The sequence below is a fragment of the Plantibacter elymi (nom. nud.) genome, assembly GCF_900177795.1.
GTDB classification, from domain to species: domain Bacteria; phylum Actinomycetota; class Actinomycetes; order Actinomycetales; family Microbacteriaceae; genus Plantibacter; species Plantibacter elymi.
In genome coordinates, this window is the sequence record NZ_FXWJ01000003.1 from 448,606 (window position 1) to 468,734 (window position 20,129).

Annotated in this window: 16 protein-coding genes; 5 read left to right on the top strand and 11 right to left on the bottom strand. The window is 71.4% G+C overall.

The genetic code is table 11. The features are described 5' to 3' along the window. Positions 1 to 12: 12 nt before the first annotated feature. Positions 13 to 975 carry a hypothetical protein gene (locus tag CCK91_RS11495; protein ID WP_133059982.1) on the bottom strand — a complete coding sequence of 321 codons (963 nt, stop codon included), beginning with the start codon at positions 973 to 975 and terminating at the stop codon, positions 13 to 15. A gap of 167 nt (positions 976 to 1,142) precedes the next feature. Further along, on the bottom strand, positions 1,143 to 3,008 hold the full coding sequence (locus tag CCK91_RS11500; RefSeq protein WP_086474119.1) for a phosphoenolpyruvate carboxykinase (GTP): 1,866 nt from the start codon (positions 3,006 to 3,008) through the stop codon (positions 1,143 to 1,145). 123 nt (positions 3,009 to 3,131) lie between these two features. On the opposite strand from CCK91_RS11500, the gene CCK91_RS11505 reads away from it, so the two are divergent. Next, complete coding sequence (locus tag CCK91_RS11505; RefSeq protein ID WP_071262537.1) at positions 3,132 to 4,589, top strand: helix-turn-helix transcriptional regulator; 1,458 nt, start codon at positions 3,132 to 3,134, stop codon at positions 4,587 to 4,589. Here CCK91_RS11505 and CCK91_RS11510 read toward each other — a convergent pair. Beyond that, complete coding sequence (locus tag CCK91_RS11510; protein ID WP_165767031.1) at positions 4,574 to 5,761, bottom strand: DUF4192 family protein; 1,188 nt, start codon at positions 5,759 to 5,761, stop codon at positions 4,574 to 4,576. The two genes, CCK91_RS11505 and CCK91_RS11510, sit on opposite strands and share 16 nt — an antisense overlap. 222 nt (positions 5,762 to 5,983) lie before the next feature. On the opposite strand from CCK91_RS11510, the gene CCK91_RS11515 reads away from it, so the two are divergent. Next, positions 5,984 to 7,708 (top strand): thiamine pyrophosphate-binding protein, encoded by a 1,725-nt coding sequence (locus CCK91_RS11515; protein ID WP_086474120.1) that lies wholly within the window; start codon positions 5,984 to 5,986, stop codon positions 7,706 to 7,708. 34 nt (positions 7,709 to 7,742) lie between these two features. Continuing rightward, positions 7,743 to 8,537: an alpha/beta fold hydrolase gene (locus tag CCK91_RS11520; protein ID WP_242664521.1), complete on the top strand. Its 795-nt coding sequence runs from the start codon at positions 7,743 to 7,745 to the stop codon at positions 8,535 to 8,537. Between the two features lie 19 nt (positions 8,538 to 8,556). Here CCK91_RS11520 and CCK91_RS11525 read toward each other — a convergent pair whose 3' ends face one another. The 3 genes from CCK91_RS11525 to CCK91_RS11535 all read right to left on the bottom strand — a co-directional run bounded on the left by CCK91_RS11525 (position 8,557) and on the right by CCK91_RS11535 (position 11,775). Then, positions 8,557 to 10,827 carry an MMPL family transporter gene (locus CCK91_RS11525; RefSeq protein ID WP_086474122.1) on the bottom strand — a complete coding sequence of 757 codons (2,271 nt, stop codon included), beginning with the start codon at positions 10,825 to 10,827 and terminating at the stop codon, positions 8,557 to 8,559. Positions 10,828 to 10,905: 78 nt separating this feature from the next. After that, positions 10,906 to 11,481, bottom strand: coding sequence for an isochorismatase family protein (locus CCK91_RS11530; RefSeq protein ID WP_086474324.1), 576 nt, complete (start codon positions 11,479 to 11,481; stop codon positions 10,906 to 10,908). Between the two features lie 99 nt (positions 11,482 to 11,580). After that, the gene (locus CCK91_RS11535) at positions 11,581 to 11,775 is read right to left on the bottom strand and encodes a hypothetical protein (RefSeq protein ID WP_086474123.1); all 195 of its coding nucleotides are present in this window, start codon (positions 11,773 to 11,775) and stop codon (positions 11,581 to 11,583) included. 60 nt (positions 11,776 to 11,835) lie between these two features. On the opposite strand from CCK91_RS11535, the gene CCK91_RS11540 reads away from it, so the two are divergent. Further along, the gene (locus CCK91_RS11540; RefSeq protein WP_086474124.1) at positions 11,836 to 12,699 is read left to right on the top strand and encodes an endo alpha-1,4 polygalactosaminidase; all 864 of its coding nucleotides are present in this window, start codon (positions 11,836 to 11,838) and stop codon (positions 12,697 to 12,699) included. 130 nt (positions 12,700 to 12,829) lie between these two features. After that, a complete protein-coding gene (locus CCK91_RS11545; protein ID WP_086474125.1) occupies positions 12,830 to 13,735 on the top strand; it encodes a LysR family transcriptional regulator in 906 nt (301 codons plus the stop codon). A 12-nt stretch (positions 13,736 to 13,747) separates the two neighbouring features. On the opposite strand, the gene CCK91_RS11550 is transcribed toward CCK91_RS11545, so the two are convergent. From CCK91_RS11550 to CCK91_RS11570, 5 genes are all read right to left on the bottom strand, one after another. Continuing rightward, entirely contained in the window at positions 13,748 to 15,202 is a 1,455-nt protein-coding gene (locus CCK91_RS11550; RefSeq protein ID WP_086474126.1) for an LCP family protein, read from the bottom strand. Positions 15,203 to 15,284: 82 nt separating this feature from the next. After that, complete coding sequence (locus CCK91_RS11555) at positions 15,285 to 16,442, bottom strand: CPBP family intramembrane glutamic endopeptidase (protein ID WP_086474127.1); 1,158 nt, start codon at positions 16,440 to 16,442, stop codon at positions 15,285 to 15,287. A gap of 74 nt (positions 16,443 to 16,516) precedes the next feature. After that, positions 16,517 to 17,506, bottom strand: a complete 990-nt coding sequence (locus CCK91_RS11560) for a LacI family DNA-binding transcriptional regulator (RefSeq protein ID WP_086474128.1) — start codon at positions 17,504 to 17,506, stop codon at positions 16,517 to 16,519. 87 nt (positions 17,507 to 17,593) lie between these two features. Next, positions 17,594 to 18,514 (bottom strand): hypothetical protein, encoded by a 921-nt coding sequence (locus CCK91_RS11565; protein ID WP_207568219.1) that lies wholly within the window; start codon positions 18,512 to 18,514, stop codon positions 17,594 to 17,596. A gap of 88 nt (positions 18,515 to 18,602) precedes the next feature. Beyond that, on the bottom strand, positions 18,603 to 20,012 hold the full coding sequence (locus tag CCK91_RS11570; RefSeq protein ID WP_207568220.1) for an FGGY-family carbohydrate kinase: 1,410 nt from the start codon (positions 20,010 to 20,012) through the stop codon (positions 18,603 to 18,605). Positions 20,013 to 20,129: the final 117 nt, after the last annotated feature.

Below are 20,129 nucleotides of genomic sequence, written 5' to 3' on the forward strand. Positions count from 1 at the left end.
GAATGAACGGCGTCAAGGGCGCCATCCTGCCGCGATGAGGCGCTCGCGCGCTCGGTCGACCGCGACGGCGGCACCCGCCTGCAGGTGATGTGCGAGGAAGCGGTCGTGGGACCAGCCGAGTCTGGTGACGGCATGGATCCGGTCGACGTCCTTCGCGAACTGACCCGGGTCGGTGGCGTGCTGGCGCCCGTCGTACTCGAACGCTGCGCGATACGCCGGGTAGGCGAGGTCGAGACGTGCGATGAATCTCCCCCAGCGATCGCGCAGTTCGTGATTGAGCACCGGCTCCGGGAGACCGGCGCGAACGAAGGCGAGTCGGAGTTCCGTCTCCTTCGGCGATTCGGAACCAGCGCGGATCTGCGGCAGTGCGGCACGGAGCGCCCCCGCGCCGACATGCCGGGATCCACTGAGCGCCGCTGCGAGGTCGTCGAGCGAGCAGAGCGCTGGAAGGCGCTGGTGGAGCCAGCGCCCGGAGGCACCACGCTCACGGACCAGATGATCGCCGACCGCGACCAGCTCATCGATGTCGAGACTCGGTCCGAGCTGGCACCACATGTCGGCGGGACTCACGACCGCGAGCCTCTCAATGAGGATCGGATCGCCGAAGAGGCCCGCCAAGCGATGGCCGACGACCCCGGCGACCCTGGGCGCTCGGTCCGGCGGCCGGACGCCGACATGCACCTCGTCCCAGCGCAGCCGTGCCGGGAGCGGAGCATCCAGGAGGTGCGCGGCCGACAGGTGCGAGAAGAACTGCGCCGGTGCCATTCGCTGGGCGTACGCCCGACACAGCTCCAGGTGCGCGAGATGACGCTGTTCGGGAGGCAGGTCCACGCCCCTGCGCGGTGCAGCGAAGCTCCGAACCCCCGGGAACGGTGCTGGAACACGCGTCGTGCGGAGGCGCTCCGGCGAGACGCCCTGCTCCAGCGCCGAGCGGACGGAGAAGGCGTGGTGATCGGGTAGATCGGTGGGCGTCATGCTTCGATCGTCGCGCGATCGGTCGGTCCGCGACCGGCGCGATCGGTCACGCGTTGATGTCCCGGCCAACCGTCGAGCTGTGGAGCGTCCTCGTCGCCGGTCCGTTCGCCCATCTTTGGGCGCACGAACCTCCATTCGCCCAAAACTGGGCGAATGGAGGACGAGCATCAGGACCGGAGGCGGTAGCGCAGGGCGGCGAGTTCCGCGCGGAGGGCGGCCGGGACCCGGTTGCCGAAGGTGTCGAAGAAGGACTCGGTGAGGTCGCACTCGACGAGCCAGGACTCGCGATCGACGGCGAACAGGGCGTCGAGGTCGGCCTCGGGCACGTCGATGCCGTCGAGGTTCAGTTCGTCGAGGACGGGCAACCGGCCGATCGCCGACTCCCGTGCGTCGACCTCGTGCTCGAGCCGCCGCACGATCCACTCGATGACCCGCGAGTTCTCGCCGAAGCCAGGCCAGAGGAAGGAGCCGTCGGCATCCTTCCGGAACCAGTTGACCTGGAAGATCCGCGGCGCCCTACCGTGCTCGAGTGCGCCGCCGACCCGCAGCCAGTGACTCCAGTAGTCCGCCATGTTGTAGCCGCAGAACGGGAGCATCGCGAAGGGGTCGCGACGGAGCTCCCCGACCGTGCCCTCGGCGGCGGCGGTCTGTTCGGAGGAGATGGTCGCCCCCATGAACACGCCGTGCTCCCAGCTGCTGGCCTCGACCACGAGCGGGACGTTCGTGGCACGACGCCCGCCGAAGAGGATCGCGTCGAGCGGGACACCGTCGGCCGCGTCCCAGTCGTCGGCGATCGACGGGCACTGTGCCGCCGCGACGGTGAACCGCGAGTTCGGGTGGGCCGCCGGGCGCCCCGACTCGGGCGTCCAGTCCTGCCCCTGCCAGTCGACGAGGTGGGCGGGCGGCTCGGGGGTCAGCCCCTCCCACCAGACGTCTCCGTCGTCGCGGAGCGCGACGTTGGTGAAGATCGTGTTGCCCCACAGGGTGTCGACGGCCGTCGCGTTCGTGCCGGCGCCCGTGCCGGGTGCGACCCCGAAGAAGCCTGCCTCCGGGTTGATGGCGTACAGGCGGCCGTCGTCGCCGGGCCGGATCCACGCGATGTCGTCGCCGAGGGTCTCGACCGTCCACCCGGGGATCGTCGGCCGCAGCATCGCGAGGTTGGTCTTGCCACAGGCCGAGGGGAACGCGGCGGCGATGTGGAACGCCCGGCCCTCCGGCGAGACGACCCGGACCAGCAGCATGTGCTCGGCCAGCCAGCCCTCGTCGCGTCCGATGACCGAGGCGATCCGCAGCGCGAAGCACTTCTTCGCGAGAAGCGCGTTCCCGCCGTAGCCGGAGCCGAAGGACCACACTTCGCGCGTCTCCGGGAACTGGACGATGTACTTGGTGTCGTTGCACGGCCAGACCACGTCGGCCTGCCCTGCTTCGAGCGGAGCGCCGACCGAGTGGACGGTCCGGACCCACGGCTGTCCGTCGGCGATGAGCTCGAGGACGCGGTCGCCCATCCGCGTCATGATGCCCATGCTGAGGACCGCGTACGCCGAGTCGGTGATCTGCACGCCGAGCTGCGAGAGCGGCCCGCCGACCGCGCCCATCGAGAACGGCACGACGTACATCGTGCGGCCGCGCATGCTGCCGGCGAAGACCCCGTGCAGTTCGTCGCGCATCGCCGCGGGATCGCGCCAGTTGTTCGTCGGGCCGGCGTCCTCCTCCTGCTCGGAGCAGATGAAGGTGCGGTCCTCGACGCGCGCGACGTCGCGCGGGTCGCTGCGGGCGAGGAAACTGTTCGGCCGCCACTCCGGGTTGAGCTTGATCAGCTTCCCCTCTTCGACGAGCTGGTGGGTGAGCCGGTGCGACTCGCTCGCGGAGCCGTCGACCCAGTGGATCGCGGACGGCTCCAGGAGGGCCGCCAGGTCGTCGACCCAGGCGTGCAGCTCGGCGCGGCCGCTCCGCTTCGGGCGCGGCACCGCTCGGAGCTCCGCGCGGGCGGCGGGAGCGGGTGCGGTGTCGGGAATCAGTTCTGCGATGGACATGCGTTCCTCCGGCGTTGGTGGGACGGTCAAGAAGTGGTCGTAGAGCCACCATGCGCCTGGATTCGCCGATTTTCATACGCCTTCTCTGTTCAAGAATCGTGTTTCTTTCGATACGGTGAAGGAATGACGCCGACTCCCACATCGACCGCCGCCGCCGAACTCCTCACGCTCGGCCATCGGATCCGGCACTTCCGGACCCGGCGAGGCCTCACCCTCGACGACCTCGGTGAACGGGTCGGCTTGGCGGCGAGCCAGCTCTCCCTCATCGAGAACGGGAAGCGCGAGCCGAAGCTGTCGGTCCTGCAGGAGCTGACGACCGCGCTCGGGGTCGACCTGACCGACCTCCTGTCGAAGGAGGCACCGAACCCCCGCGCGGCGCTGGAGATCGAGCTGGACCGCCTCCAGCGCAGTGCCCTCTACGGCGAGTTGACCCTGCCGATCGTCAAGCCGTCGAAGGGCATCCCGGACGAGGCCCTCCGCGCGCTCGTGGGCCTGCACCGCGAACTGCAGCGGCATGCAAGTGAGGCGATCGCGACCCCTGAGGAGGCGCGGCGCGCCAACACCGAGTTGCGGGAGTGGATGCGGGAGCGCGACAACCACCTCCCCGAGATCGAGGAACTCGCGGAGTCGCGCGTGCTGCGCGCCGGTCACAGTACCGGCGCCCTCACCCACCGCACGGTGAGCATCATGGCGGAACAGCTCGGCTTCGACCTCATCTACGTCAACGACCTGCCGCACTCCGCCCGCAGCGTCACCGATCTCGAGAACGGGCGCATCTACCTGCCACCGGCCTCGATCCCCGGCGGACACGGCCTGCGATCCATGGCCCTGCAGGCGATGGCGCACCGCCTGCTCGGGCACCAGCGTCCGACGAGCTACGCGGAGTTCCTCCGGCAACGGCTCGAGATCAACTACTTCGCGGCGGCGGCGCTCATGCCGCAGACGGCCGCCGTGTCGTTCCTGCAGCAGGCCAAGCGCGACCGCAACCTGGCCGTCGAGGACTTCCGCGACGCCTTCGGGGTCACCCATGAGGCCGCGGCGCTGCGCCTGACCAACCTGGCGACCGCCCGGCTCGACATGCGCCTGCACTTCCTGCGGGTCTCCGAGGACGGGGCGATCTCGAAGGCCTATGAGAACGATGCGCTGCCGCTGCCCGTCGACGTGACGGGCGCGGTGGAGGGCCAGATCGTGTGCCGGAAGTGGAGCGCGCGGAACGCCTTCGCGCGGACGAACCGCACCACGGAGCTCTACCAGTACACCGACACCCCGGCCGGTACCTTCTGGTGCGCGACCCAGACCGGCACGACCGAGGCCGGGGAGTTCTCGATCTCGGTCGGCGTGCCCTGGGGCGAGGCGAAGTGGTTCCGTGGACGGGAGACCACGACGCGTGCGGTCTCCACCTGCCCGGACCCGACCTGCTGCCGTCGACCACCGTCGGACCTCGCCGACAAGTGGCGGGAGCAGGCCTGGCCGAGCGCCCGGTTGCACACCCACATCCTCTCCCCGCTGCCGAGCGGCACCTTCCCGGGCGTCGACGACTCCGAGGTCTACGACTTCCTCGAGCGTCACGCGGCGGGCTGATCGCTGGGGGCGGCGACGCCGCCGTGTGTTCCCGGGGTGCTGCAGAACGCCCAGGCCGGGAGGTGCCCCTGGCGGATCAGCGATCCGACGGTCGCCGCCAGCGGGTGGTCCAGCTCTTCGTCGATCAGCTCGGCGAGGAAGGCGGCCGCGCGCGTGCTCTGACCGAGCGCCCACGACAGCCAGGCGAGCATGGCGAGCGGCGCGACGCGTGCCGACTCCGACGCTCGCGCCGCGACGCCGAGGAGCAGGCTGCTCGCTGCCCGGATGCGCTGGACGTCGGGATGCGGTCCGTCGCCGACCAGCAGGTGGGCGACCCGGTGGAACACCTCCGGGTCGTCCGTCCCGACCGGCAGGTGCCCGTACGCGCGTTCGGCGTCATCGAGTTCCTCGCCCAGCTCGCGCCCGAACGCCCACTGCATGAGTGCGAGATCACTCGCCCACGGACGTGACAGGCTCAGCAACAGGAAAGCCACTTCCCGAGCGGTCATCCCCTCGACGCCGCGTGCGAGCGCGTCCTCGAAGACCGCAGGAAGGCCGTCGAGTCGTTCCACGGCGTCTCCGACGTCGATCCGCCAGGTCGTGCGGGCGTGATCGGCGGCCGCGTCGAGCATGGAGGCCAGTCGAGCGCAGAGCACCCGGTACTCGAGGTCGACGGCTGCGAACGTCGCCACGTCCACCGACGGGACCTCGGTCGTGACGAGCTCCCAGGGGAGCGGTGGGACCGGCGGGACCGCCGCCGAGGCCACGATCGCCGGCGGACGCCCTCCGGCGGGGAGTCCGGGGTCGAGGTAGGAGCCCCAGCCGTCAGCGGCCGAGCAGAGGGCGTCTTTGACCGTGAACCCCTGTGCGCTCGCCAGCTCCAGGACGGCGTCGGCGATCGTCCTGCCCGGCGGCTCCGCCCCGGCTCCGAACGCGTCGTCCGTGTAGACCACGGGCACGATGGCGTCGACACCCGGGGCCCGGCAGGCGAACCCGAGGGCGCGCTCCGCTGCGGCGTCCGCCACCTGCCGGTCGACGTCCGTTCCGGCCGGCAGGTGCACCTGGAGTGCGCCGCGGCTGTAGCGGCCCGCGAACAGGACGACGACGAGACTCGATCTCGGAGTGCTTCCGACGAGTCCGGGGATGAGGGCGAGGAGGTCTTCGGCCGCGTTGGCCTGCACGATGTGGGTCATGGAACAAGCCTCGGTCGAACCCGGGTCCGACTGTCCGGCAGTCGTCACGGATGTGGAGCGGATGCCATCGCGGCGGCACTGTGCAGCGCGGTCGCCGCGGAGTAGAGTGTGCTCGTCAGACTCCGCAGCACGGGGTCGTTGCTCGAAAAAAGGGCGATAGCGCGGCCAGCACCGGCGAGACACACACGGAATCCCATCCGTCCACGTTCTCGAAGGTCTCCCATGTCCGAACACGCTTCGTCGACCGTTCCCGCGTCGATCCGCTCCTCCACCGTCTCCGCCCGGGTGGCACAGGCACTCAGCCGCCATGTCTCCGAGGTGTTCGGCGTCATGGGCAACGGCAACGCGCACCTCCTCGACGCACTCGCCGCGACCACGACCCGCTTCACCGCCATGCGCCACGAGGCCGGGGGCGTCGCCGCAGCCGACGCCTACGCCCGCGCGGGCGGCGGCCTCGCTGCCGCGACCGCGACCTACGGAGCCGGATTCACCAACACCCTGACGCCCCTCGCGGAGGCGGTGATGGCCCAGATCCCGCTGGTCCTCGTCGTGGGTGACGCCCCGACCACCGGCGCCCGCCCCTGGGACGTCGACCAGTTCCAGATCGCCGCCGGGCTCGGTGCACCGACCTTCACCGTCGGTCGTGACGACGCCACCGCGACCACGCTGCGCGCCATCGAGCACGCCGTCCACCGCCGGACCGCGGTCGTGCTCGCGATCCCCTACGACCTCGCCGCCGTGGCATCCGACGAGCCGCTGCGGGCGGACGGTACACCGCACCACCCGGCGCTCGTCCGGCCGTCCCGTGTGGAGCCCGTCGCGCGGCGCCTCGACACCGCCGCCGCCGCCCTGCGCAGCGCACACCGTCCGCTCATCCTGGCCGGGCGTGGAGCCTGGCTGGCCGACGCCGGGCCCGTCCTCGGCGAGCTCGCCGAGCGGCTCGACGCCCACACCGCGACCACGGCGCTCGGACGCGGGCTCTTCGGTTCCAGCCTCCGTGATCTCGGAGTGGCCGGCGGCTTCGCGACGGAGCACGCCGCGAGGCGCATCGCCGAAGCGGACGTCGTGCTCGTCGTCGGCGCCGGCCTCAACCAGTTCACGATGCGGTTCGGCGAGGCCTTCGCCCACGACGCGCACGTCATCCAGGTCGACCTCGCCGACGCCCCGACGAACGCCAGGGTCGACGAGCTCATCCACGGTGACGCGGCCCTCGCAGCCGCAGGTCTCTTGGAACGGCTCTCCGGCAGCACGGGGTCCGGATGGGTCGCGTCGGCCGGTCCCGCCCGCCCAGCACCGCACCTCGACCGCGACCTGGGTGACGGCTCGTCCGGCGACGGACGCTGCGCCGACGGGCGCCTCGACCCGCGCAGCCTCGCGCACCGACTGGACGAGCTGCTCCCGACCGACCGCACGGTCGTGCAGGACGGCGGCCACTTCATCGGCTGGGCGCCGATGTACTTCGACATCCCCTCCCCCGACCGTCTCGTGATGGTCGGGACGGCGTACCAGTCGATCGGACTCGGGTTCCCGAGCGCCGTCGGTGCCGCGGCGGCGGGGCACACGGGCACCACCGTCCTCTGCACCGGCGACGGCGGCGGCCTCATGGCGCTCCCCGACCTCGACACCGTCATCCGCACGGTGCCGAGCGGCGTGATCGTGGTCTTCAACGACGCCGCCTACGGAGCCGAGGTCCACCAGTACGGCTCGCGTGGACTCGACCAGACCCCGATGCTCATCGACGAGGTCGACTTCGCCGCCCTCGTGCGTGCCTTGGGTGGTCAGGGCGTGACGGTGGACACGCTGGCGGACCTCGACGGCCTCACCGACTGGGTCCACGCCGGGGCGCAGGGCGTCCTGTTGCTCGACTGCCGCATCTCCACGAGCGTCGTCGCCCCGTACCTCTCCGAGATGATGCGGCAGGGACCACGGCCGGTCGCCGTCGACTGAGCCTGTGCGGCGCCACCGCGGGTATCGTTGACGGGTGCTTCCTCAGCCTGCCCCGACCGCACCCACCTACGTCATGTCGACGGACGGCATCCGGATCGCGACGTACCTCCACGAACCGGTTCCGGGCACAGGCGACCTCGGCACGATCGTCGCGGTGCACGGCTTCGCCTCGAGCGCCGGACTCAACTGGGACCTCGCCGGGTGGACACGCACGCTGACCCGCGCCGGGTACCGCCTGCTCACGCTCGACCAGCGGGGTCACGGCGCCTCCGACAAACCGACGGATCCCACCGCATACCGTCTCGACATCCTCGTCGACGACGTCCTGTCCGTCCTCGACGGCTACGGCGTCGACGAGCCGCATTACCTCGGGTACTCGCTGGGCTCCCGGGTGGGTTGGCGGTTGGGTGTCCGGCACCCCGACCGCATGCGCTCCCTCAGCCTCGGCGGCCTCCCCGAGGGCGACTCGCTCCGCGACTTCGACCTCGAGGCGGCCCGTCACCACGTGAGGACCGGGACGACGATCATCCACGCCCTCACGGACACGTACGTGACGATGGCCGAGGGCGTCCCGGGCAACGACGTGGAGGCCCTCATCGCCCTGGTGGAAGGCCTCCGCGGCGGACCGCAGCCCACCACGGCCGAGGTGCCGCCGCTGCCCATGTTGCTCGTGACCGGAGACGACGACGCGGTCGCCGCCGGGAGTCGGCGGCTGGCCGAAGCCGCCGGTGCCCGCTACGTGGGGCTGCCCGGCCGCGAGCACTTCAACGCGGTCTCGTCGCGGGCGTTCAAGGATGCCGTGCTGGCGTTCCTCGCCGAGCAGGGGTAGCCGGTCGCGACCGCCTCGGTCAGGCCGCGTGCCGGTGCTCGACACGACCCTTCGCGAGCTTCGACGGCCACCAGATGGCGCTCCCGATGTCGTGGCTGAGGGCTGGGACGAGCAGCGTCCGGACGATGATCGTGTCGAGGAGGACCCCGAACGCCACGATGAACGCGATCTGCGCGAGGAACAGGATCGGGATGACGCCCAGCGCCGCGAACGTGGCCGCGAGCACGAGTCCGGCCGAGGTGATCACGCCACCCGTGATCGCCAGCCCCCGCAGCACGCCGGCCCTCGTTCCGACCCGCAGCGACTCCTCGCGGACCCTCGTCATGAGGAAGATGTTGTAGTCGATCCCGAGCGCCACGAGGAAGACGAAGCCGTAGAGCGGCACACTCGGGTCCGCGCCCGGGAACCCGAGCACGTGGTTGAACACGAGCGCGGAGACCCCGAGGGCCGCCCCGAAGGACACCACCACGCTGATGATCAGCAGGACCGGGGCGAGCACCGAGCGCAGCAGCAGCATGAGGATGAGGAGGATGACGGCGAGCACCACGGGGATGATGAGGTTCCGGTCGTGGATGGACGCGTCGTTCGAGTCGATGGCGGTCGCCGTGACGCCGCCGACCGGTGTGTGGACGCCGACCTCGGCCTCGAGGGTCGAGCGCAGCTGTCGCACGCTCTCCTCCGCCGTCGTCGAGTCGGGGGCCGCGTCGAGCGTCGCCTGGAGCAGGATACGGCCGTCGTCGACCGTCGGTTCGGCGGACGCCGCCGGGGTCCCCGGGGGTCCCGCGGCGGGAGCCGTGAACACCGCCTCCCCGTCGCTCACCGTCGCATCGGCGGTGCCGGTCGCGGAGTCGCTCGACAGCACCTGGACGCTGTCGAGACCGTCGGACTCCTCGAGGATCCCGATGACCTGCGCGGCATCGCCCTCCTGCGTGAGGACGTACACGGGGCTCGCCGAGCCGGCCGGGAAGTGCTCGCCGAGGGCGGCCTGACCGTCACGGGCCTCGGACGTGCCGAGGATGAGGTCGCTCTGGGCGACGCCGTCCGCCTTGAGCTGGAAGACCCCGAGGCTCGCGACCAGCAGGAGCAAGGTGCTCCCGATCCAGACGACGCGGGCGTGGCGGGAGATGAGGCGGGCGATCCCACCCCACAGACCGGTGGTCGGCACGGCGGTGTCGTCGGTCGACGAGGCGCGCACACGGTGCTCGCTCCCGACCTTCGGACGCAACGGCCAGAACGAGGTGCGACCGCAGGCCAGCAGGAGCGCGGGCAGGAAGGTGAGCGCCGCGAGGACCGAGAAGACGATCCCGATCGAGGCGACCGGCCCGAGCGCCTTGTTCGAGTTCAGGTCGCTGAGCAACAGACAGAGCAGTCCGGCGATGACGGTGCCGCCCGACGCGACGATCGGCTCGAACGATCCTCGGAGCGCAGCCCACGTCGCGTCCCACCGCCGCTCGTGGTCGCGGAGCGCCTCCCGGTATCGCGAGACGTAGAGCAGCGAGTAGTCGGTCGCCGCTCCGATCACGAGGATGAAGAGGATGCCCTGGACCTGGCCGTTCAGCAGGACGACACCGGCCTTCGCGAGCCACCACACGGTGAGGAGTGCGGTGCAGAGGGCGAACAGCGAGGTGCCGAGCACGAGGAACGGGAGGACCGGCGAGCGGTACACGACGATGAGGATGAGGAAGACGGCGCCGAGCGCGGTCAGGAGGAGGATGCCGTCGATGCCGGCGAAGGCGTCGGTGAGGTCGGCGGTGAACCCTGCCGGGCCGGTGACGAAGACGTCGAGGCCGGCCGGGGTGGCTTCGGCGAGCTGCGCACGGAGGGCTTCGACGACGTCGCCGACCTCCGCGTCACCGCTGATCGGGACGAAGACCTCGATCGCGTCGCCGTCCTCGGAGGGGATGGCCGGAGAGACGCCGTCGGAGACGCCCTCGGTGGAGGACAGGGCTGAGAGCTCGTCGTCGATCGCCGCCCGGTCCTCCTCGGTGATCCCGCCGTCGCGGACGAACAGCACGAGGGCCGGGATGTCGTCACCCTCCCGGAACCCGTCGAGTGCCGTCTGCACCTCGGTCGCGTCCGCGCTCGCTGGGAGGAAGCTCGTCTGGTCGTTGGTCGCGACCTCGCTCACCTTCCCGAAGTACGGACCGCCGACACCGGCGGCCGTGAGCCAGAGGAGGATGAGGACCGCGGGGAGCACGACCCGCAGCCACCGCGGCGCACCCGCCCGATCCCGCTGCTGCGTCCGGGGGTCCGCGTCCCTCTGCGTTCCGCCGTGTCGTCCGTGCGTCATGCGCGCGCCCCGTTCTCGCCCTGCTCGAAATAATATGCAGCTAGCTTACTATCTACGACGGGCGGCCGGGGACGGACTTCAGGCGGGGACGACGACTCCCCCGGCTTCGGCGATCTCGGCGAGCGCCGCATCCCCGGCGGCCCGGTCGACGGGTGCGACGAGACCGGCGATGACGCGGACCTGCAGGCCGTGCTCGATGGCGTCGAGCGCACTCCGGCGGACGCAGTAGTCGGTCGCGAGACCCACGACGTCGACCTCCGTGATGCCGGCATCCGTGAGGACCTCGTCGAGGCTCCGACCCTCCGGCGTCACGCCCTCGAAGATCGAGTATCCGTGGGCACCCTGGCCCTTGCGGATGTGGGTGTCGACGCGCTTGGTGTCGAGCGCGTGGTGGTACTCCGCGCCTGCACTCCCCGCGACGCAGTGCACCGGCCAGTTCGTCTCGTAGTCGGGCTCACCCGTCGCGAAGTGACCGCCGTTGTCGCCCTCGGCGTCGTGCCAGTCGCGTGAGGCGAACACGTGCGCGTACTCGTCACCGTGCTCGGCCAACAGCTGCGTGACCCCCGCGGCGACGGCATCGCCGCCGTTCACGCCGAGCGCACCGCCCTCGGTGAAGTCGTTCTGTACGTCGATGATGAAGAGCGCGCGCGCCACGATGCCTCCGGGTTGTCGTCGTCCCGCCTCGGTGGAGATGGGTTCCATCGAGGGTAACGCCGTGGAACCGACCGGGTCAGGTGGTTGCGCCGTCGTGGTTCAGAGCCGACGTGCGCGCTCCTTGCGGCGGTCGAAGAACTGCAGACCGATGTTCACAGCCATGACGACGGTGCCGAGGAGCATGGACACGAGCCCGGCGATCCGGAACCCGACCGGCAGCTCCAGGAGCAGCGCGAAGACGACCCCGAGCACGATGAGCGCGGCACCCGCGGAGAACAGCACCAGATACTTCATGCCCCAACGGTACCGGCTGAACGGCGACCCCGGGACGGGACCGCGACCTAGGGTGGAGGCATGACCCGTCTCCCCCGTCGCGCGCACCAGCTCACCGCGGCGGGCGCCGCCCTCCTGCTCGCGGTCACCGCCGCCGGCTGCTCCACCTTCCCGAGCGGTGCGAGCTCCGACACCGGACCGACCCACTCAGCGGGCGAGTTCCCTACGGACGTCGTCTTCGACTACCAGCTCGGTGGCGGCTACGAGCCGGCGGCGGGCGTGGGCGGCGTGGCCCGCGACAGCACCGACTCCCCCGACCGCGACCGGTACTCCATCTGCTACGTCAACGGGTTCCAGAGCCAGCCGGCCGATCGCGAGGCCTGGCTGGCCGAGCCGGACCTCGTCCTCACCGACGATGCCGGTGAACCGGTCATCGACGAGAACTGGCCCGACGAACTCATCTTCGACCTCTCCACCGACGACCGTCGCGCGCGCATCGCCGAGCGGGTCGGTGCGAGCATCACCCGCTGCGCGGAGGCCGGCTTCGACGCCGTCGAGATCGACAACCTCGACTCGTACACCCGGTCCGACGGTCGACTCACTGTTGAGGACGCGATCGCCCTCGCCACCCGGTACGCCGACCTCGCCCACGACGCGGGCCTCCTCATCGGGCAGAAGAACGCCGCCGAGCTCGGCACGCGAGGTCGGGACGACGTCGGGTTCGACTTCGCCGTCGCGGAGGAGTGCCACCGCTTCGACGAGTGCGCCACCTACACCGAGGTGTACGGAGACGCCGTGCTGGACATCGAGTACACCGACGACCTGCGCGGCACCTTCGACGAGGTGTGCGCCGATCCGCAGGTCCCGTTCTCCACGATCCTGCGCGACCGCGACCTCCGGACGGCCGACGACCCCGCCCACGTCTTCGAAGCCTGCGCTCGGTAGGCTCCGGCAGGAGATCCGCTCAGGGCAGGAGCTTCCGCAGCGAAGCGTCCTGTTGCGGGGTGGACCCGCTGCGCCCAGGCATCTCCAGCAGGTGTCGGTAGCGTGGAGGCATGATCCGGACCCACGACGCATGAACCTGGAGCAGCTGGAGGCGGTCGTCGCTGTCGTCGACTACGGCTCGTACGCCGCAGCGGCCGACGTCCTCCGGATCTCGCAGCCCTCGCTCACGAGACGCATCCAACGCTGCGAGACCGACCTCGGGCTCGCGCTCTTCACCCGGGTCGGTCGGCGCATGCAGGTCACCGACGCCGGCCGGTCCGTGCTCGGCCCGGCGAGGCGGATGCTGCAGGAGGCGAACGGGCTCCGCGCACTCGCCGACGCCCAGCAGGCGCTCACCGCCGGCACGCTCCGGATCGGCGCGCTCCCCTCGCTCGTCGCGACCCACGTCCCGGAGCTCGTCGCCCGGTTCCACGCCGCGCACCCCGACGTCCGCATCGAGGTCGCGGGCGCCGTCGACTCCGCCGAACTGCTCGAAGCCGTCGACCTCGGGCGCATCGACCTCGGTGTGGCCGACGTGGCCACTGCCGGCCCCGGTGTCGAGGTGCGGCTTCTGGAGGAACAGCGGTTCGCGGTCGTCCTCCCCGGCCTCAGGACCGTCGCCGAGCGCGAGGCCGAGCACACGCCGCCGACCATCACCGGCGACGAGCTGGCTGCACACACCCTGGTGACCCTTCCGCGCGGGACGTCGATGCGCGCCGTGACCGACGAGGCCTATGCCCGCTTCGGCGTGCAGCCACCGCGGGTGATCGTGACCACCCAGCGCGACGCGCTCACGCGGTTCGCGACCGCCGGTGTCGGGCTGACCGTGGTCCCCGAGCGGCTCGCCGACTGGGCTGCGGCGAACGGCGCCCGGGTCCGCCGGTTCCCGACACCGGTCACGAGGGGCATCGGCCTGCTCGTGCGGCACGACAGCCTCGGGACCCCCGCCGCGAGTGCCTTCCTCCGCTTGGCGGAGCGGGTCCCATCCGGGGAATGACGACGCCCCGCGTCAGCCGCAGAGGTCCGCGGCGGCGTTGCGGGACTCGACCTCGACGGGCGCGGGCGCGGCAGGCGGGGTCAGTGAGGCGAAGTCGTCGCCGATGACGAGCACGACGTCCTCCTCGTCCGGCCCCGGTTCGCCGCTCACGACGACCGTGATCCCCAACTCCTGGGCGAGGGAGGCGGCCGTCGCCCGGGCCGCGTCCGAGTCGCGCGCGAGCAGGACCGTGACCGGCGTGTCCGTCTCCGCGTCGCCGATCGACGCGACGGCGTAGCCGAGGGCGGTCAGTCGGTCGGCCGTCGCCGTCGCGATCCCGTTCGTCTGCGAGCCGTTGAGGACGCTGACCGCCTCGACCCGCACCGGTTCGACCGGCGTGACCGGCTCGGCGGGGGACGCGTCAGCGGTTCCCGCGATCGGCACCGGGACATCGGTGGCGAGGCTCGAGAAGACGATCGCGGCGTCATCGCTCGGGACGACCCGGTTCGCGTCCGACGGCGCCTCGGTCCACGGCATCGTCAGGAAGGTGATGGCCGACGCCGGCACCTGCGAGACCCGGTGCGCCAGCGAGGTCAGGCTCGCGAGGTCGCCGAGCCCGGTGTCGACGGTGAGCGAGGAGGTGACCGCGTCCAGGAAGCGGATGAGGCGGTCCGGCCGGGTGAGCACCTCGGCACTCAGCGCCCGCTGCACGATCGCGGACATCACCATCTGCTGGTTGCCGAGGCGCGAGATGTCGCTGCCATCACCCACCGCGTGCCGGGTGCGGGCGAGCGCGAGCGCCTGCGTCCCGTCGATGACCTGCGCTCCGGCGGGCAGCGCGAGGTTGGAGTAGGGGTCTTCCATGTCCGCCGGCAGACACACCGCCAGCCCGTCCATCCCATTGACGATCGCCTGGAAGCCGCTGAAGTCGAGCTCGACGAAATGGTCGATCGGCACACCGGTCATCGCCTGGACCGCGGCGACCGAGCAGGCGGCCCCGGAGTTCAACGCCGCGTTCACCATGCCGTAGTCGTCGGGCGTCCCCCGCCCGGTGTCCGTGCACATCGACAGGTCGGTCAGCGTGTCACGCGGGATCTGCATCGCGTCGATCCGGGTGTTGCCCTCGGACACGTGCACGAGCACCATCGCGTCGCTGCGCTTGGTGCCGGTGTCCTCGCCGTAGTCGCCGACTGCGAGGTCACGGCTGTCGGAGCCGAGGAGGAGGACGTTGATCGCCGGGTCCGGTGCGCCCGGCTGCGCGGGCTCGGTCGAACGCCCGGTCGGGGCGGCGATGGCCTCGGAGCTGAGGTTGCCCTGCAGGCGCAGCGCGAGCGCACCGACACCCCCGAGGAGCGCGAGCACGAGGCCGCCTGCGATGCCGACGATGAGGCGCCGACGGCGGACCCGCGCGCTCACCCCACCGCCGTGACGGCGAGCGTGAGCGGCACGTGGACGGACGGGTGCCTCGGGGAGATCGGGTCTGCGCATCGTCCCAGTGCACCAAGCGTCGAAGCGGCGGACAAGCAGCCTGCCCGGTGCGACTCATACGCGGCGCGCATGCGTCGGAGGATCAGCTCACGGCCGACGCGACCTCCGAGCCACGCAGCCCGGGCACCGCACGCTTACCGAACTGGCCGATGACGACCAGGATGAGCGTCGTCGCTGCGAGGAGGATCCAGCCCGGCCAGCCGAGCAGGGTGCCGAACACACTGCCGGTGTCCTGCATCGACGTCGGGCTGGCGAACAGCAGCAGTGCCCCGACGGCGGCGTTCACCGCGCCGTGGGCGATCACCGCCGGCCAGACCGAGGCGGAGCGGAGACGCAACCAGCCGATGAGGACGCCGAGCAGCATGCACCAGCCCACCATCAGGAGCAGGCCGAGGACGTCGGTCCGCTGGTAGTTGTAGCCGAGGAGGATGAGCGGTGCGTGCCACACGCCCCAGATCGCCCCGGACAGCAGGAGGGCGGGCCAGGTGCCGAGCGGGAGGAGGTTCGGCAGCAACCAGCCGCGCCAGCCGAGCTCCTCACCGAACGCGGACAGCGACGCGACCAGCACGCCGAGCGGCAGGGCGAGGAGCTGGACCAGGGCGAGGGTGGTGAGCTCGTCCCGCCCGAGCTCACCGGCGCCCGAGGCGGTCATGATGGCCGCGAGACCGGACAGGCCGACCAGGTCGAGCTCGATGAGCCCCATGGCCTGCCCGAGCAGCATGGAGCAGAACGCGAGGACGGGGAACCCGACGAGCGCCGCCGCGCACAGCCCGAGGGTCCGGCCGAGCGGACGCAGGGGCGCGAGTCCGAGCAGCCGCGGGATACTCCTCGGGCGGGCGACGAACAGCACCACGACGAGCGCAGCGATGGTCGGGGTGTACATCATGCCGAGGGCGATGAGCTGGAACCAGGGGTTCGCGAGTCCCTCACCCGACAGCCACAGCGGTGCGGCGACGAGCCAGGCGAGGCCGACGGCGAGCACGGTGAAGACCGTCACGGCGACCCACGGGACCCTGGTCGGCAGGATCGGGGCCAGCTCACGGTTCCGCCGACGCTGGCGATCCGCCGCGGACTCCGGCTGCTGGGCGAGCACGGCCCGCCCGGCGGCACCGATCACCGGGCCCGCGGCCGGTCCAGGTGCCGGCGATCCGTCGGCGACCGGCGTCAGGATCGGCCCTGGCGCGGGCTGTCCGATCGGCGCCCAGCCGCCCTCGGTCGGTGTGTCGTCCGGTCGCTGCATGTCATCCCCCGTGGTCGCGAACAGCTTCCTACGCTACGGAGCGACGGCGCGGGGCGCATCCGCCGCCCGGGGGATCACGCGGTGAGGCGGCAGCCGCAGGACTCCCGCAGGAGGAGACCGACGGGGACGACGGTGCTGCGCTCGTGCTCGCCGTCCGCGTCACCGAAACGGGCGAGCGCCCGGGTGGCGGCCAAGCGGCCCAGTCGTGCCGGGTCCTGTTCGATCACGCTGACCGCCGGATCGAGCTGGTCGGCCATCGGGAAGTCACCGAAGCCCAGCGAGGCGATCCCCCGTGAGCGCAGCGCGGGGACGAGCGCCATCGTCACACGCGCGTTCGCCGAGAACAGGGCCGTCGGCGGGGAGGCGAGGGCGAGGAGACCGTCGACCACGGCGGCGGCCGGTTCGCGGTCCGTCGCGTCGAGGCTGACGAGGGCGTCGTCGAGGTCGATCCCGCTCTCGGCGAGCGCCGAACGGTACCCCTCGAGCCGGCGACGGGTGCTCGGCGGGTGTGCCGAGTCGGCGACGAAGGCGACCCGGGTGTGCCCGTGCTCGAGCAGGTGCCTCGTCGCGAGGTAGGCGCCGCGGTGGTCGTCCTCGACGAAACTGTCGGCGTCGAGCCCACCAGGGGCGCGGTCGACGAACACGATGGGTGTGTGCTCGGCCCACGGCGCGAGCCACGACTGGTCCTCCGCGACGGGCGCGAGGACGAGCCCCATGAGCTGCGAGCGGAGCAGGGAGTCGAGCACGGCACGCTCGCGCGCCGGGTCGTCGCCGATGCTCGTGACGAGGGTGGTGATGCCCGAGACCGAGCAGACCTCCTCGACGACGCGGACGACCGCGGCGAAGAAGGGGTCGACGACGTCCGGGACCGCGACGCCCACGGAGGAGGACCGCCCGGCACGGAAGGTGCGCGCCAGGACGTTCGGGACGTAGTTCAGTTCCCGCATGGCCGATTCGACCCGCGACCGCGTCTCCGGAAGCACGTGCGGGTCGTCGTTGAACACGCGGGAGACCGTCTTCGAGCTCACCCCGGCGAGGGACGCCACGTCCTGCATCGTGGCCATGGCTGCTCCTCGGGTGGTTCCACCTGTGTGGCGTGGTCGGATCGGGCTGGTTCGCGGGCGGCGACCGAGGACGCCGCCCGCGATCCGTCAGCGACCGGCGAGCGCGGTCTCGATGACCTGCTCGAGCTCACGGAGGCGAGGCAATGCTCGGTTCGTGAGCAGTTCCTCACGCTTCGCCGACGAGATCGAAAGGCTATCCTTCCACAGCGAACGACCGGCCATCGCGCCGCCGGCACCGTTCTCGACCGCGGTGCGGACCTGGCCGACGAAGGTCTCGTGGTCGACGCCGGCGGACAGCACGGCCCACGGCACACCGGCGGCGGCCTCGGTCACGGCTGCGGCGGCCTCGGCGGAGCCCGGGTATTGGAGCTTCAGCACCTTGGAACCGGCGGCGACGGAGATCTCCGCGGCGCCGCGCACGAGCTCGGGGAAGATCTCGGCGTAGGCCTCGTCGCTCTCGCCGTCGAGCTGGTAGACGAGGATCTCGACGATGAGCAGCACGCCCTCGGCGGTGCACTCCTCCACGAGGCGGGCGATCTCGTTGATGACGACCTGCTCGGCCTCGCGCTGGTCGGAGCGCAGGTAGAAGAGCATCTTGGCGGCGTCGCCACCGAGTTCGCGGACCCGGCGGGCGTCCATGCCGGGGACGTACTTCGTCCGGCGCAGACCGTTCTCGGTGTCGAAGCCCGAGGAGTCCATGCCGACGACGAGACCGGTCGTGCGGGAGAGGGTGCGCTCGTCGACGACGAGCGGGAGGGCGACCTCCGGGTCGAGGAGGATGGCCGGTGCGTGGTTGCCGAGGAACCGGACGAGGTCGCTCTTGGCCTCGGCGAGTTCGTCACGGCTGATGCCGGCCGCGCCGTTCGGGGCGTCGGTCATGACGGCCTTCATGCCGTTGCGCTGGTCGCCGGCGACGATGAGCATGCCGCCGCCCGGGGTGCTGATCGTGGCCATGGCGCGGCGTTCGAGCGTCGTCAGCTCGTTGGTCCTGGTGGCTACTGCGTTCATGAGGTGCTCCTTGTGCTTCGGATGGGGTCTGAACCCGGCAGCGGTCGCGCCGGGGAGGATCGGTCTGGGTCGTCGGGTGGTCGGTCGGTCAGGGGTTCGATCGGGAGATGGCTGGTTCGAGGAGGGCCCCGGCGAAGACGGCTGCGCCGTACGCGGTGTCCTGGGACCGGTGCGACACCTGCGCGCCGGGCAGGACGGCCGCTCGGGCGCGTTGCACGGACCGCATGCTGGCCCAGCCGCCGGTGAGCAGCGCCGAGGTGGCCGGGGCGACCTCGCGGTCCATCGCTGCGATGAGCACGGCGAGTTCGTCGTTGCCGTGCCGGAGCACCGCTTCGAAGACCTCTGCCGGTCCTGCGCCGTCGGCACGGACCGTGAGCTTGAGGACGCCGTCGTCGTTCCGGGCGCCCGCGACCGAGACGTCGCCGTCGCCGAGCAGCCCGCCCGCCGGGAGCGCCATGATCTCGTCGTCCAGGCGGTCGCGCCCTGCGCGGTCGGTCACCCCGACGAGCTGGAGGGTACGACGCATGAGCAGGCCGGTCTTGACGCCGGCGACGAGCACCCAGGTACCCGGCACGACGTGACGGACGCAGTTGATGAAGACCTCGGCGAGCCGTTCCCGGGCGGCGAACGGGAGTGGTTCGTCGAGGCGTCGCAGCAGGACCTCGGCCGTGCCCATCGACACGTGGTACCGCTCGGCGGGGAACGAGCCGGTGGAGACGGCCGACACGAGGTGGTCGTGGCCGGCGACGGTCAGAGCCGCACCGGAGAAGACCGGCGGCACCCACGGACTGTTCGCGGCGCCGAGCGGGGCACCGGCGTCGGTGAACGGTGGGAGGAACGACGCGTCCACACCGAGGTGGTCGAGCAGTTCGGGCCACGGCCTCCCCGTGTCCTGATCGAGCAGGCCGGTGCGCGACGAGAGCGAGTACTCGGCTGCCTCCTCGCCGCCGAGGGCCGAGACGAGGTACTCCGGCAGGTTGAGCCAGCGTGTTCCGGCGAGCTCGAGTCCGGCGTCACGGAGGTGGAGGAGCTTGATGACCGAGACCTGCACGCCGAGCGGCAGGCCGGTCCGACCGGCGAACTGTTCCGCGATCGCGGCCGGGAGGGCCGCGAGCTGTTCGGCGCCGCGCGGATCGAACCAGGCGATCGCAGGCGCGACGGGCCGGCCGACGGCGTCGAGGACGATCCCGGACTCCCCCATGCCGGAGACGGCGAGCGCCCGGACCCGCGCGGCCGGCCCGAACCGGTCGACGAGTTCCGCACCGACGTGGTCGAGGAGCTCCCGAACGGTGGCGATGAGGGACGCCGCCTCCATCACGGTCGTGCCGCCCGGACCGGCGAGCCACGGGGTGGGCAGCTGGTGGATGAGGACCTCGGCACCGTCGGCGTCGGTCACGAGGATCTTGACGCCGGTGCTGCCGAGGTCGAGGCCGGCGACGAGTCGATCCGAGGCCACGGAGGTGACGGCGGTCGAGTCGAGGTTCGCAGCAGGGTGCACGGCGGTGTCCGTTCAGGTTCCGACGTCCGTGTCGGCTTCCGACGATGACTCCATGTCATCGATGTCATGGCGAGCATACCTCGTTCATGTCATCGATGACATACCCCAGCGTGAATT